This window comes from Sediminibacterium sp. (assembly GCF_019264485.1).
Lineage (GTDB): Bacteria > Bacteroidota > Bacteroidia > Chitinophagales > Chitinophagaceae > Sediminibacterium.
The window spans coordinates 613,886-628,391 of record NZ_JAHVAA010000014.1 but is presented as its reverse complement, the minus strand read 5'-3'; the positions used below and the strand labels follow the sequence as shown (position 1 = coordinate 628,391).

General features: G+C 40.5%; 11 protein-coding genes. 1 reads left to right on the top strand and 10 read right to left on the bottom strand.

Annotated elements, in window-relative coordinates:
• Nucleotides 1-80: 80 nt before the first annotated feature.
• The 8 genes from metH to KXJ59_RS14250 all read right to left on the bottom strand — a co-directional run bounded on the left by metH (nucleotide 81) and on the right by KXJ59_RS14250 (nucleotide 11,711).
• Nucleotides 81-2,798 (bottom strand): methionine synthase, encoded by a 2,718-nt coding sequence (gene metH / locus KXJ59_RS14285; RefSeq protein WP_295206043.1) that lies wholly within the window; start codon nucleotides 2,796-2,798, stop codon nucleotides 81-83.
• A 14-nt stretch (nucleotides 2,799-2,812) separates the two neighbouring features.
• On the bottom strand, nucleotides 2,813-3,829 hold the full coding sequence (locus KXJ59_RS14280; RefSeq protein ID WP_295206040.1) for a homocysteine S-methyltransferase family protein: 1,017 nt from the start codon (nucleotides 3,827-3,829) through the stop codon (nucleotides 2,813-2,815).
• A gap of 237 nt (nucleotides 3,830-4,066) precedes the next feature.
• A complete protein-coding gene (locus KXJ59_RS14275; RefSeq protein WP_295206037.1) occupies nucleotides 4,067-4,975 on the bottom strand; it encodes a DUF5777 family beta-barrel protein in 909 nt (302 codons plus the stop codon).
• A 26-nt stretch (nucleotides 4,976-5,001) separates the two neighbouring features.
• Entirely contained in the window at nucleotides 5,002-5,532 is a 531-nt protein-coding gene (locus KXJ59_RS14270; RefSeq protein ID WP_295206035.1) for a YceI family protein, read from the bottom strand.
• Nucleotides 5,533-5,547: 15 nt separating this feature from the next.
• Entirely contained in the window at nucleotides 5,548-6,147 is a 600-nt protein-coding gene (locus KXJ59_RS14265) for a PLDc N-terminal domain-containing protein (RefSeq protein ID WP_295206033.1), read from the bottom strand.
• A 173-nt stretch (nucleotides 6,148-6,320) separates the two neighbouring features.
• Nucleotides 6,321-6,935 carry a recombination mediator RecR gene (gene recR / locus KXJ59_RS14260; RefSeq protein ID WP_295206030.1) on the bottom strand — a complete coding sequence of 205 codons (615 nt, stop codon included), beginning with the start codon at nucleotides 6,933-6,935 and terminating at the stop codon, nucleotides 6,321-6,323.
• A gap of 156 nt (nucleotides 6,936-7,091) precedes the next feature.
• Nucleotides 7,092-8,549, bottom strand: coding sequence for an Ig-like domain-containing protein (locus KXJ59_RS14255; protein WP_295206027.1), 1,458 nt, complete (start codon nucleotides 8,547-8,549; stop codon nucleotides 7,092-7,094).
• A gap of 21 nt (nucleotides 8,550-8,570) precedes the next feature.
• Nucleotides 8,571-11,711, bottom strand: a complete 3,141-nt coding sequence (locus KXJ59_RS14250) for an ATP-dependent DNA helicase (protein ID WP_295206025.1) — start codon at nucleotides 11,709-11,711, stop codon at nucleotides 8,571-8,573.
• A 212-nt stretch (nucleotides 11,712-11,923) separates the two neighbouring features.
• Between KXJ59_RS14250 and KXJ59_RS14245 the strand changes: the two genes are divergently transcribed.
• Nucleotides 11,924-12,424 (top strand): SRPBCC family protein, encoded by a 501-nt coding sequence (locus KXJ59_RS14245; protein ID WP_295206022.1) that lies wholly within the window; start codon nucleotides 11,924-11,926, stop codon nucleotides 12,422-12,424.
• Here KXJ59_RS14245 and KXJ59_RS14240 read toward each other — a convergent pair whose 3' ends face one another.
• On the bottom strand, nucleotides 12,425-13,906 hold the full coding sequence (locus tag KXJ59_RS14240) for a family 10 glycosylhydrolase (protein ID WP_295206019.1): 1,482 nt from the start codon (nucleotides 13,904-13,906) through the stop codon (nucleotides 12,425-12,427). It abuts the gene before it with no gap.
• A gap of 77 nt (nucleotides 13,907-13,983) precedes the next feature.
• A complete protein-coding gene (locus tag KXJ59_RS14235; RefSeq protein WP_295206017.1) occupies nucleotides 13,984-14,487 on the bottom strand; it encodes a MarR family transcriptional regulator in 504 nt (167 codons plus the stop codon).
• Nucleotides 14,488-14,506: the final 19 nt, after the last annotated feature.

Genomic DNA, 14,506 nt, shown 5'->3' with positions numbered 1-14,506 from the left:
GTCGAATATCGAACTTCAAAGTAGTTTAAATAACCCCACTTCTATATTCGATATTCGACATTTTTCTGTTCATCTGTTGCTTACTCTAACACCGGACTCAGCCATCTTTCGGCTTCTGCAAGGGGCATGTTTTTTCTTTTAGCATAATCCTCCAACTGATCACGCTGAATTTTTCCTACACCGTAGTATTGGCTTTGCGGATGTGAGAAATACCAACCACACACAGAGGAAGCAGGATACATAGCCAGGCTTTCTGTTAACTCAATACCAATGGTTTCTGTAGCTTGTAAGAGTGCAAAGAGTTTATATTTTTCTGTATGATCGGGACAGGCAGGATAACCAGGTGCCGGACGAATACCAGTATATTTTTCTTTGATCAGCTCTTCATTACTCAGGCTTTCACTTTGATCATAACCCCAGTATTCTTTTCTTGTTTTCAGGTGCAGGTATTCAGCAAAAGCTTCTGCTAAACGGTCGGCCAATGCCTGTAACATGATTTTATTATAATCATCATGACCTGCTTCAAAGTTTTTAATATGCGTATCGATACCATGTATGGTTACAGCGAAAGCACCTATAAAATCTTTTTTACCATTTGCTTGTGGTGCGATAAAATCGGCCAGTGATAAGTTTGGTTGACCAGGTGCTTTTTTTATCTGTTGACGCAGGAATGATAAAGTGGTAGTTGAGCCTTCGTGACTAACCGTTACATCATCATCTTTGCTGGCAGCTTCCCAGAAACCAATGGTTCCTTTAGCGGTGAGCCATTTTTCTGTAATGATTTTGTCCAGTAATGCATTAGCATCGTTATACAATTTGGTGGCTTCTTTTCCAACAATAGTATCGCTGAGTATTTCAGGAAAATTACCATGCATTTCCCAGGCAATAAAAAATGGTTTCCAGTCGATGAATGGTCTGAGTTCATTCAGGTCAACATCAGCAAATACTTTAGTACCGGTAAATTGTGGATTTGTGGCATTGAAATTTGCCCAGTCAATATTCGCTTTGTGTTGTAATGATTCCTGGTAAGAAAGATATTGTTTGATACTTTTTTTGTTATCAAATCCTTCTTTCAGCTTTACATATTCATCAGTTACAGTTTGTAAAAAGGGAGTTTTTTGTTCTTTGCTCAGCAATGAGCCCGCCACCGTAACACTCCGCGAAGCATCGAGTACATGTACTACGCCATGCTGGTACTCGGGTGCAATCTTTACTGCGGTGTGCATACGTGAAGTTGTGGCACCACCTATGAGTAAGGGCTGGGTCATATTTCTCCGCTTCATTTCTTTGGCAATATGTACCATTTCATCAAGTGAAGGGGTAATGAGTCCGCTCAGACCAATAATATCAGCATTTTCTCTTTGAGCGGCGTCTAAGATTTTATCGGCGGGCACCATTACACCCAGGTCAACAATATCATAACCATTACAACCCAATACTACGCCAACAATGTTTTTTCCAATATCATGCACATCTCCTTTAACGGTGGCTAAAAGAATCTTAGCTGCACCAGCTGCTTCAGTATTAGTAGTGCCGGCTGCCAGGTGGGCTTTCTTCCTTTCTTCTTTTTCAGCCTCAATAAATGGTGTGAGTACAGCCACACTTTTTTTCATCACACGTGCACTTTTTACTACCTGCGGAAGAAACATTTTACCTGCACCAAATAAATCACCCACGATATTCATGCCATCCATTAAGGGGCCTTCAATTACATCGAGTGGCTGAGGATATTTTAAACGGGCTTCTTCCGTATCGGCTTCTATATAATCTGTAATACCATTGATCAATGAATGAGAGAGCCTTTTTTCAACCGGTTCATTTCGCCAGGCTTCATCTTTTACTTCTACTTTACCTTTTGCTTTTACGGTTTCTGCAAAAACAATCAGTTTTTCAGTTGCTTCATTGTTATCATTGTTTTTATTGAGTAATACATCTTCACAAAGCTGGCGCAGCGTTGGCTCAATTTCATCATACACCACTAACTGACCTGCATTTACGATACCCATATCCATACCAGCTTTAATAGCATAGAACAGGAATACCGAGTGAATCGCTTCTCTTACATGATCATTACCACGGAAAGAGAAAGACACGTTCGATACGCCACCACTTACTTTGGTTAACGGCATCAATCTTTTAATCTCTCTGGTAGCTTCAATAAAATCTACTGCATAGTTATTGTGCTCTTCAATACCTGTAGCAACAGCAAAAATATTGGGATCGAAAATGATATCCTGTGGAGGAAAACCCACTTTCTCGGTTAGGATTTTATAGGCGCGGTGACAAATTTCAATCTTCCTGTCTTTGGTATCGGCTTGCCCCACTTCATCAAAAGCCATTACAATTACTGCAGCGCCATAGGCCTTGCATATAAAAGCCTGCTCAATAAATTTCTCTTCCCCTTCTTTCATGGAGATAGAGTTCACGATACATTTACCCTGTACACATTTTAATCCTGCTTCAATGATCTCGAATTTTGAACTGTCGATCATGATGGGAATCCGGGCAATATCTGGCTCACTTTGCAGCAGGTTTAAGAAAGTGGTCATGGCTTTCACACCATCAAGGAGGGCATCATCCATGTTTACATCTAATACCTGTGCACCGCTCTCTACCTGTTGACGTGCAACGGATAATGCTTCTTCGTATTTATTCTCACGAATAAGTCGTGCAAATTTTTTAGAACCTGTTACATTGGTACGTTCACCAACATTTACAAAATTTGTCTCTGGACGAACAACAAGAGGCTCTAATCCGGATAACCTGAGATAAGGCTTTATAGTAATGGTATCACTCATGTATAAGTCTTGAATTAAGCCAAAGATGTTTCCACAACGGGAAGTACTCTTGGTGTAATTGTTTTAACGTGATCGGCAATATGTTTAATATGGTCGGGTGTTGTTCCGCAACAGCCGCCTACAATATTTACAAAACCCTGATTGGCCCATTCTTCAATAAAATGAGCTGTTTCATGTGGTGCTTCATCATATTCACCCATGGCATTAGGTAACCCGGCATTGGGGTATGCAGAGGTGTAACAGGATGCAATCTGACTCAGCTCCTCAATATGTGCACGCATTTCTGCAGCTCCCAAAGCACAATTCAATCCTATACTTAAGGGTTCTGCATGCATGACTGAGGTATAAAATGCTTCGAGGGTTTGTCCACTGAGTGTTCTGCCCGATGCATCGGTAATGGTACCACTGATCATGATAGGTAATTCGGGAGTACCTGTTTCCCTGAAAAACTGTTTGGCAGCAAAAATGGCTCCCTTGGCATTGAGGGTATCAAAAATGGTTTCGATCAATAAAATATCAACACCACCATCTATCAAACCCTTGATCTGTTCTTTATATGCTGTAACTACTTCATCAAAAGTAACGGCCCTGAAGCCCGGGTTGTTTACATCGGGAGAAAGACTAAGTGTTTTATTGAGCGGACCAATAGCGCCTGCCACATATTTCGGCGTGGTACCCGGATTTTCAGCCATAAATTCTGTAACGGCATCTTTGGCACATTTAGCAGCAGCTACATTTAATTCGTATGCCAACGTCTGCATATCGTAATCAGCCATGGCAATAGTGGTACTGCTGAAAGTATTGGTTTCAATAATATCGGCACCGGCAGCCAGGTATTGTTTATGAATACCTTTTATGATTTCGGGTTGTGTAATGCATAAAAGGTCATTATTGCCTTTTACATCGCAGTGCCAGTCTTTAAACCGCTTACCACGGTAATCTTCTTCTGTAAGTTTATGACGCTGTATCATGGTACCCATGGCGCCGTCTATAACAAGAATCCTTTTTTCTAAATCTTTCCGAATGCTCATAATACGCTTCTTTTAAGGCAACAAATATTGCATGAACTTTGCCGAACCAATAAAACGTAGTGAGAAAATTCGAGGGTGCTTTCCTGTACGTTTATTAGTTCGATTTGTCCCGCTTTGGGCAGGATTACAGGCCGAACAATAAACAAATCCGCCTGTGTAGGCCACAAAGATAGATAAAAATCAATAAAAAACCCCGGCGATACCTGCCGGGGTTTTTTATTGATATATCAGGTATCCTTATTTCTTTTTCCTGCCAATATTGAAGATGCGGGAGATGTTAAAACCCCACCTGATATCGCCCTTACCCCATGAACCAAATGTTTCATGAATAAAAGTATGTTCATTCATGCCAATTGAATTGGTGAAATGAAGCTGAAATACGTGCCCGCCGGTTTGTATATCTACTCCAATTGACAACGGGTTATAAGTACCATCAAAACGTTGTGTCTGCACAAAATATTCGGCGTTGATACTTACTTTTTTGCTTACTTTCTGTCTGGCCAGAAACCCAATTGAAAACAGGTCCTGCGAACCCCCTGTTAAAAACAGTTTTCTGTTATAACGCGTATAGGTTGGAGATACCTGTAACGAAGTATTTTCATTGAATTTACGGGCAATCATTACCTGAGCGGTGTAATACATCCTGTCTTTTGTTTTTACATTCAGCGTAGGATCAGCATAACGAATACCACGATAAGCCAGGGCTCCCAATAGTGAAATACTTACAGGTACATTTTTTTCACCGGTCTGCTGACGCAATACACGGTATTTTAAAAAAGCATCACCTTCTTTGTTGGTACCGGTTCTGCCAATTCCAACCATCAGGTTATCCGACAAACCAAAATCGAAACCAATACGGGCAGCCACAAAATCTAACCCGAACAGGTTATAAAATCCCTGGTTCAGTGGTGAAAAGCGGTGGTTGATACGGAAGTCCATACTCCCTTTACCCGTAATTTCTACTGTTTGTGTAGTAACGAGTCTGGTAGAATAAAAAGTGTTAAGTGTACGTTCAGATTTGTTTTTATCTTCTGCGGCACTGGCACTGTCCTGTAATTTAAACAGGTCTACTTGCTGTGCATCAGAAAATAGGGTAGTACAGGTCAGGCATAAAATAGCCAGTGACCTTTGTAACAGGGTCTTCATACAGGTGGTTTATATTGATAAAATGATTACTGGTATTGGCAGCTTACCTCAACATCTACTTTTTCTGTTACAGATGAGGCATCGATCTTAAAATCTTTTAGATTAATAACAAAGGAACCACGCGCAGCAGGCTTACCTCCTTTGATTTCCAGAATACCGTTTACGGTTACATTTTTTGTTACGCCATGCATTGTAAGATCGCCTTTCACACTCACTTTATAGCTGCCATCTTTTGAAAAATTCACCTCTTTCAGGTTCGCAATAGTTCCTTTAAAATCGGCACGTGGAAATTTGGTGCTTTCTGCATACTGGTCGTTAAAATGCTCCTGCATTTCCGCCAGTTTGAACTTAAACCCTTTCATCAGCAGGCTAAAAGTAAGCTGACCATTATCGGCTATTCTGCTCGTTACTTCATTGTTTACTGCTTTCACATCACCATCGGTCGGCGATTCGAATGTGATTCTTCCATTGCGTGTGCCGAATATTTTTTGTGCCTCTGCCTGCTGCCCAATGAACAGAAATGTAACGATAATGGCTAAAACTTTAATCTGCTTCATAATTATAATCCTTTCTTATTTTACTAATACTCCTTCGTTGATGACTACATTGGCATCGGGTATATAACCGGTACAAATGCCTTTGAATGTTATATTGTCACCCGCTTTTAAAGCACCGGGATCTGTTTTAAATGTACAATTGATCACAAAAAAAGGATCATTCGTCTTAAAATCTACGACAATATTGCCATCCTGGTTTGTAGATACGTTAATCACTTCACCTGTTATCTCAATGGCTTTGTCGAGGTATAAGGTATTGGCCTTGGCTTCGTCTGCTGCAAATGCCTCAAATAATTGCTGGGCTGTTACCTGAATTCCCTTCTCTGCTGCTACATCACGATGTTCTCGTGAGTAAACAAAATAAACAGTCAATGCTACCGATAATGCCAGTCCAAGTACGGAAATCCATAGCAAATTTTTCGACTTGTTCCAGTTACTCACGATATAAACAAATAAACCTGCAAATGGTACTAATACCAGAAATGCGAGCCAGGCTATTTTTGAGTTCTGTTCAAGATCTGTTCTTTTAAAGAGCTGTATCAAAGCCAGGATCAATATAATTACCCAAATGATGCCTGTGCAAATCAGTCCAGCAACAATACCCGCAAATTCCATAATATTTTATTTAATGGATGAATAATACCTCAGCCTTCTGTTTTGTTCGCACTTTATAAAAGTACAAAAGGATAGCGGCTATATTCAATGTTTAAACTGCAATTTAAACATTCCCATCGATACCAACAACTACGGATACGCTGGTCAAAGGTTGCTTAAGCATTAAAATTCTGTTATTTCACGTACTGCTGAACGGGCAGACGGTTGGCAATGCTTCGGGCGAGGGTCATTTCATCGGCATATTCCAGTTCGCCACCAAAGGCAATACCCCTGGCAATGGTTGTTACCCTGCATGACAAGTGAGCCAGTTTTTTTTGGATATAATAGATAGTGGTATCGCCCTGTATATTTGGATTGAGGGCAAAAACCAATTCTTCAGTTTCTTCTTTTTCTATTCTTGAAACCAGCGATTCAATACTCAATTGGTCGGGACCAATACCATCCAATGGAGAAATAATACCGCCGAGTACATGATAGGCACCATTGAATTGTTGTGTACTTTCTATGGCAATTACATCCCTGATATTTTCTACAACACAAATGAGTTTCTGGTTGCGCATGGAGTTGGCGCAGATGGAGCAGATATCACCGTCGCTGATATTATGACATCGCTGGCAGAATTTAATATCTCTCCTCATCCTTGCAATGGTTTCACCAAAATGCTGAACATCGTTTACATCCTGTTTAAGTAAATGTAATACCAGTCGCAAAGCTGTTTTCTTGCCGATACCCGGCAATTTGGCAAACTGTGCCACTGCATTTTCAAGTAAGGAGGATGGAAGCTGCATGGGTCAAAGATAGCAACCCTGCGGGTAAGTTTCAAGCGGCAAGTGACAAGCCACAAGCCTCAAGCTGCCAGTAAAGTTGTGAATGGAAAATGGGCGATAGTAAAGAGTTCAATTTTTTTACCCCGAACTTGTAGCTTGAGGCTTGCAGCTTATCTCCTACTGCAACGCAATTGTAACTTCGTTATCCCAATTGGCACGGATAGTAAGTGTTCGGGGTATACTTACAACGCGTTCAGGTTGTTGTTTTTTGCCTGTAGAGAAATGACCGGTATCCCATTTGCCGTTCTGATTGGTATCGTACAATATTCTCACATCATAAGTTCCGGGTTTGAATCGTTTGATGGTGAAATCATTTACTGTAACAGGATATGAAGCGGTAAGCTCATCATTTTTTACCAGTTGAATAATAGGATGCCTGCTGGTATCAAGGTTTAAGAACCGGAAACGGATTGTTCCATATTCTGTTTCCTTACGTGAATTAATTGTAAGTGTATCAGATTTTGGCAACATCACTGCATTGGTATCGGCAAAGGCTTCTTTCTGTAGAACCAGTTTATAGACAGTATTTTCTTTCCAGGGGTAATTGATGATTAGTTTTTTGCGGCTCGTATCAAGTTGAATAGTATAACCATTTACGGCTCTGTAATTGGTGTCGGTTAACTGTATTTTAGTGGTATCAACAGCGAATAATTTCCGGTTGAAAAACAAGGGGAGATTGCTCATTAAATCCTGCTGACCATTGTCTAAAACAGGCAGGTAGCGTAAACGTCTGTCGTCGCGTAGTGAAGGTGGTAAAACAGCGCCTGCATCACCTGATGATTTTGTAGGTTTCGGAGATTGTGTGAAAGCATACAATGTATCGCCAGTGGTCTTTCCATTAATCATTACGGCACTATTCCTGAAAGCAAATAATTCGGTACTGTCAAATACCTTATTATAACTATTCTTATTAACCACGTATGCAGCAAAAGAACCGGCAGGAAGATTATTAAATATAAATTCGCCTTTACCATTCAACCGGGTATAAAAACGGGGCTGAAGTTTTTGAATGGCTGAATCAGATAAATCGCGGTGAAGCACTACCCATAAAGTACTGTCTACTTTTCCTGTTTCTGCAATCATTACTTTTCCAGCATAACTGTTATAATCAATGGTTGGTCCGGTTGAAAAAACATAACGGAAATTCCTGGCGATATTATTTTCATTTACATCCTGTATGGCATTGCCGAAATCAATGGAATAAGTAGTATTGGGCTCAAGTGAATCGCGGAAACGGATGGTAACATTGCGTAGCTTATAATCGGCGGAGGGTATTGTTTTGAGTACGGGTGAATAGATGATATTTTCACTCACATTATCAAGCTGAACAAATTCATCGAATGTAAGTGTGATATTTTTTGATTTTACATTTACCGCAGAATCTTTTGGCAGCGCCATTACCAGTCTTGGAGGTAAACTATCCCTGAAGCCTCCACTCGGCGGAACAATATTGGCACAGGATCCCGCCAGTGTTATAACTGCTATGAGTACAACCAGTAATTGAAGGTATGAGGTTAAATGCTGTTTTACTTTCATGAATGTTGCAAACTTACAGGCTTTCTGTGGAGCAGGCATCTGTTCTTCTTAAAAATCATGTTAATCATCCTCTTCTTCATCAGGATCATGCAATGCCACGGCTATTTCATTTGTTTTTACAAACTGGCACCAGCGGCATTCTTCTTTTCCGCAACCCGTATAAAATTCCCTGGCCTGAATCTTGTTCCATACAGTTTCAATTTGTTGGGTAACCGTGGTAATATCACTGTCTGTAATCACCCTTTTTTCTTTCAGGTATCCTTTCTTTTTATCAGGTTCAATAAAATCGAACTCGGCGCTCACAGCCTGCCAGCTTTTTGAGGGGTAATTATCAACCAGTATTTTATAAAAAACAGCCTGCCGCCAATAATCTCCACCATCGGGTTCTTTTTCACCGGGAGGATTTAATTTTTTAATACCCTTCTCAGCATCACCTGTTTTATAATCTACTACATTAACCTGTTTCCCATCAAATTCCAGCTTATCCAGTTTTCCTTTCAGCGGGATACCTTTAACAATCACATTACGGATATTGGTTTCTACTGCCACAACTTTGTTCCACTCGTTTATATACCTGTTATAATATTCCGGTAGCACCTGATCGCCCTGTTCCATCCTGCGTGCAAACTGTTCTTTGGTAAAATTCTCCCGATGCCGGTTCATATACCATTTAAAATCGGCCATAAATTCCTGTATGCCGGGAAACACCTGTTCACGCTGCTGCATTTTCTGGAAAAGCGACTGAAGGGCATAGTGTACAGCAGATCCAAATTCCGTAGCTTCTGATTTACCGGATGGCACCCGTACAAGATTATTGAAATAAAACTGTAGCGGACATTTCAGGTAGTTATTTAGTGCTGTAACATTCATCACGAATTTGTCGAGAATCTTTGTAATAAAATCGGCTTCAATTCTTTCGATCTCAGGCTTTTGTTCTTTTTCGAATGACAGTATGCTGAAATCGGCAATGGTATTACCATCAAGACTGATAGCTGAAAAAGGTAATTGGTGTTCCTGTCTGATCTCGGCAATAAACATAGATGGTTCTATTTCTTTTCCATCCTTATTCGTTTTGGCATAAGAAATACACAATTGTCTGGCTGCCCTTGTAATAGCAACATAGAATAACCTGCGTAATTCTTCTTCTTCACTGTGTGCGGGTTGCGAAGAAAAAATAGTGTCGGGCATACTATAGCCACCGCCTGGTTTTCTTTTCTTTTCCCAGTTGGTTGAATTACAACCCGCAAGGAAAACATATTCATACTCAAGCCCCTTGGAGCCGTGTGCGGTTAAGAGATTTACAGCCTGATCGGTACCTCCTACCCTTACCAACGGTAGTGAGAGTCCTTCTTTTTCCATCAAATCGAAAATATTGATGAGTTGTTGCAGACTGAGCAATGGATTACGATGTGTTTCTTCCTTGATGAAATCAAATAAGCCGGTGAGCAACTGTAAAAGCCAGTGTTTATCGGCACTTTGCATGATGTAGTTGAGCACACCTGCTTCACGAATTATATTTTCAAAAAGCTGTTGCAGTGTAATATTGGGTACATCTTCTATGAGCTGTTCAATGGCTGACTGTGCTTTTTTCAACCCCGGTATTTCTTTGCTGAATAAATCGGGTAATGGCCCCTGTAATCTTTCTGCAATCAGTTGTCTGAGTGATGTTTTTTTATCACCAAATCTTCTTTCGGCTACTTCAGCACTCAGTTTGGCAATTTCAATAGGGGGAATGGAAAACCAGTTGTAGTGTAAAATTTCAAACAGCATTTCATCTCCGCCAAAAGGAATATCATGTTCTGCAGCCAGGTATCTTAATACCTGTACAAGTTGTTTACCCAATGTTTCCTGGAGAATATTCACATTCCGTTTGCTGTAAACAGGAATTCTTTTTTGCTGAAAATAACGAGCCAGTTCTTCTCCATATTTATTCTCACGGTAAATAATACTGATATGACCAGGTTGCACACCCTGCTTTATTAAAGACTCAACCTGCAGCGTAATATGAATCATTTCCTGCCGTGGATTCTCGTATTCAAAAATTTGTGGCAGTTCTTTGAGTTGACTGAGTTGAGTATTTGAGGAAATCAGTTCTTTGTTCAATCCATCCAGTTTTTTTACCAGTCTTTCATTGTTTCTCTCGATCAGTGTTTTGGAAATATCGAGGATAGGCTGGGTAGAACGATAGTTATTGGTTAGAATAACTGTGTATAGGGATTGACTGAACTGATGTGCAAACGCTTCCATATTCTCAACGTTTGCTCCCTGAAAGCGGTAAATACTCTGGTCATCATCGCCCACAACAAACACATTGGGTACTTCCCAGTAATTGATGAGTAATTTAATGAGTTCATTTTGTGTGCCACTGGTATCCTGAAACTCATCTACTAAAATATACTGATACTGCTCCTGGTAACGGGCAAGCAGGGTTTTATTATTGGTGAATGCATCGATTACCCAGTTGATCATATCATCAAAATCGTACCTGTTCCTTCTGCGCATCATCTGCTGGAAAAGAGCGAACTCGGCTACAGCTGCACGTAGCTTTTCCATTTTCTCTGTTTCTTCCGCAATTTTATTTTTTTTGAGATCGCCTTTCTTATTGGACCCACTGGTGCGCTGATAGATAAAATCTGATCTGTTGGGCAAATCTGCGAGATAAACATCAATCCTGGATTGAATATATTCTGCTGTCCAGCCTTCTCTTTTCATGGTGCTGAACAACTGCTGGAGGTTATTGATTTCATAATATACATCACCCCTGTATCTCTTCAGTGGATGATTTTTAGAAAAGCCATCAATCAGTTCTTTGAGTAAAGCAATTCTTTCAAGGTCGGATATAGGATCCATCGATGTTTTTTCAAACAGCGAAAGATTATCCTGTATTACATCATTACAAAAAGCATGAAAAGTGCAGATATTTACTTTGTATGCATCAGGACCAATAAATCCCAATAATCTTTTACGCATGGCCACCACACCGGCATCGGTATAGGTTAGGCAAAGAATATTTTCGGGCTGGGTATCGGTTTCAAGTCTGAGTTTCCCGATTCTTGCTCCTAAGATCTGTGTTTTACCGGTACCCGGACCGGCAATTACCATAACAGGGCCCTCAAGGGTATCAACCGCTTTCTGTTGCTGCTCGTTTAGACCGTCATATATTTTTTTGAATTGCGCCAGTTGTTGTTCACGGGTAATCATGGAATAAAGATAGAGTAAAGAGGAGAACAGCAGAATGTCGAATATCCAATATTCAACTAACCCCCTAACCCTCTCTGCAAAGCAGAGAAGAGGCTTTGGAATATTGTACCAATAACATAGATGAGATTGCTGTTCGCCCTCTTTGCGCAGCAGAGAGGGTTGGGTGAGTTGAACATTTTAGTTGATGAGGTGTTATTAGCTAAAACAGCCTCATGTCGAAAGTATATTCATTAAAAACGGTTCAGCAAATACCTGTTTCACTGGTAGAAGCCTGGGACTTTTTCAGCAGCCCTGCGAACCTGAAGGAAATTACCCCTTCTAATCTTGGATTTAATATCATCAGCAAACACCATGGAATGCGTATGTACCCTGGGCAGGTAATTGAATACAAAGTCAAACCCATATTAGGTATTCCTTTGTACTGGATGACAGAGATTACACATGTGGCAGATCGTCAATACTTTGTAGATGAACAACGTTTCGGTCCATACAGTCTCTGGCATCACCAGCACCATTTTAAAACTATTGATGGTGGGGTTGAAATGACGGATATTGTTCACTACAAATTACCGCTCTGGATATTGGGCGATATTGCCAATACCATCATGGTACGCCGTCAACTTCAGCAAATTTTTGAATATCGTTTTACGGCTGTTGAACAACGTTTTGGTAAATGGCCGGTTGAACAGGATAAAAGAGTAATTTTCGATTAATCAATACAAAAGTCTTAGAGGGCTAACATTATTATCTGTATCTACTGAAGCCACAAGTATTTTTTTTCCTTTGGTTTCTGGATGTTTATTTAGATCAACAGTGGCAGTTTTATCTCCAACAATAAATTCAATCAACTGGCTGTTCCCAAAATCGGGTTCTGCTTTGCCATCGTTCATAAACACTGCAAAACCTTTGATCTTTTCTTCTCCTTTATACACAAGCCTATAAGTATGTTCATTGGTTTTTTCTACCAATGGCTGAGGTGGAACGGTATTGTCGATCCAGAACATTGGCGGTACCAGTGCAGGATAGCGATAATAATGCTGTTGCAAACTATCGTTCCATCCATTGGGGTTTCTGTTGAATACACTGCTGTTATAATAAATGCTGCCCTGGGTGTTTTCATAACTCCTCAAAGCTTTTATCTGTTCAGGTATTTCATTTCTGTTTTTCCATGCTGTGTTTGATCCCGCCCGATAAATACCATGCCCTATATAAAGATGTCTTTCATAACTGTGTTCGTTCCACCAGCGTAATAAAATATCATAACTCGCGAGTGGATGTCCTCTCTCCCAATAGAGTTGCGGTGCTATATAATCTATCCATCCTTTCTGTAACCAGAGTAATACATCGGCATATAATTCATCGTAGTTAGTAGGTCCGGAGCGGGTTTCACTACCCATTGGATCCTGATTTTTATTGCGCCATACGCCAAACGGGCTGATCCCGAATTTCACTTTAGGATTTGCTTTTCTGATGGTTTGCTGGAGTAATACAATAATGCTATCGCAATTACTTCTTCTCCATTCATCTTTTGCCATTCCTTTTCCATACTGTAAAAAAGCAGCCTGATCCGGGAATTCGCGACCGGGTATTTTATAGGGATAAAAATAGTCGTCCATATGAATGGCATCAATCTTATACCTTGTTACAATATCTTTTACCACATCTGCCACATGCCTGCGCGCTTCTGATAAACCCGGATTGAAATATTTTTTATCGCCATAGTTAATAAACCATTCAGGGTGTTGTCTGGTAATATGATTGGGTGCTACAGAAGAACGAAGAATATTAAATACGGCGCGGTAAGGGTTAAGCCATGCATGAAATTCCATTCCGCGTTTATGTGTTTCGGTAATCATAAACTCCAGCGGGTCGTAATATGGATTGGGAGGAAGTCCCTGTTTGCCCGTGAGGTACTCGCTCCAGGGCTCAAGTGAAGAAGGGTAGAAAGCATCTGCTGATGGGCGTATCTGTACAATCAGTGCATTCATGCCATTGCGGCGATGCATTTCGGCCATGCGGATAAATTCTGCCTGTTGTTCTGCAACAGAGAGTGTTCGTTTACTGGGCCAGTCAATATTCTCCACGGTTGCTACCCATGCTGCCCTGAATTCGTAATTAGGTGAATGTTGTGCAAACACATTGGCGATAATAACAGAAAGGAACAGCGTAAGAGAGAATTGTAGCAATGCTTTCATGGTTCAAAGATAAACCAGCAGGTAAGGCAAAGCTGTTGATGTGGAAGAATTCGGAAATCTGGTACAGAAATTAACAATTACACAGTTTCTTCACGCATTTTGTCGAGTAACTTGTTTAAAGTAGCCGCTTCTGTTTCTGAAAGGGTTTGTATTAACTGGTCTATTTCTGTATTTTTTTTATCGAGTTTATCCAACAGGGCCAGCCCTTTTTTGGAGATGCTTACATCTACGAGGCGTTTGTCGGCAGAACATACTTTCTTTTCTACCAGCCCTTTCTTCAGCAAGCGTTCAACGATCCGGCTGGTATCACTCATTTTATCGAGCATACGTGAGCGGATCTGTAATGTACTCAATGGCTGCTGGCAACCTCTCAGGATTCGAAGGATATTGTATTGCTGTGGTGTAATATCGTCCGGGTCGAGCATGGTTTTGATTTTTTCATTCAGCCAGTTGGCAGAATAAATGATATTCACAGAAGCCTTCTGGTACTCGTTCCTGAAATGCTGTTGTTGTATATCTTTTTCAATACCCATAGTTGTAAATGTAGTGAAAATGTTATAAGGTGAATGGTGAATTGTCAATGGTGAATGTTTAATAGAC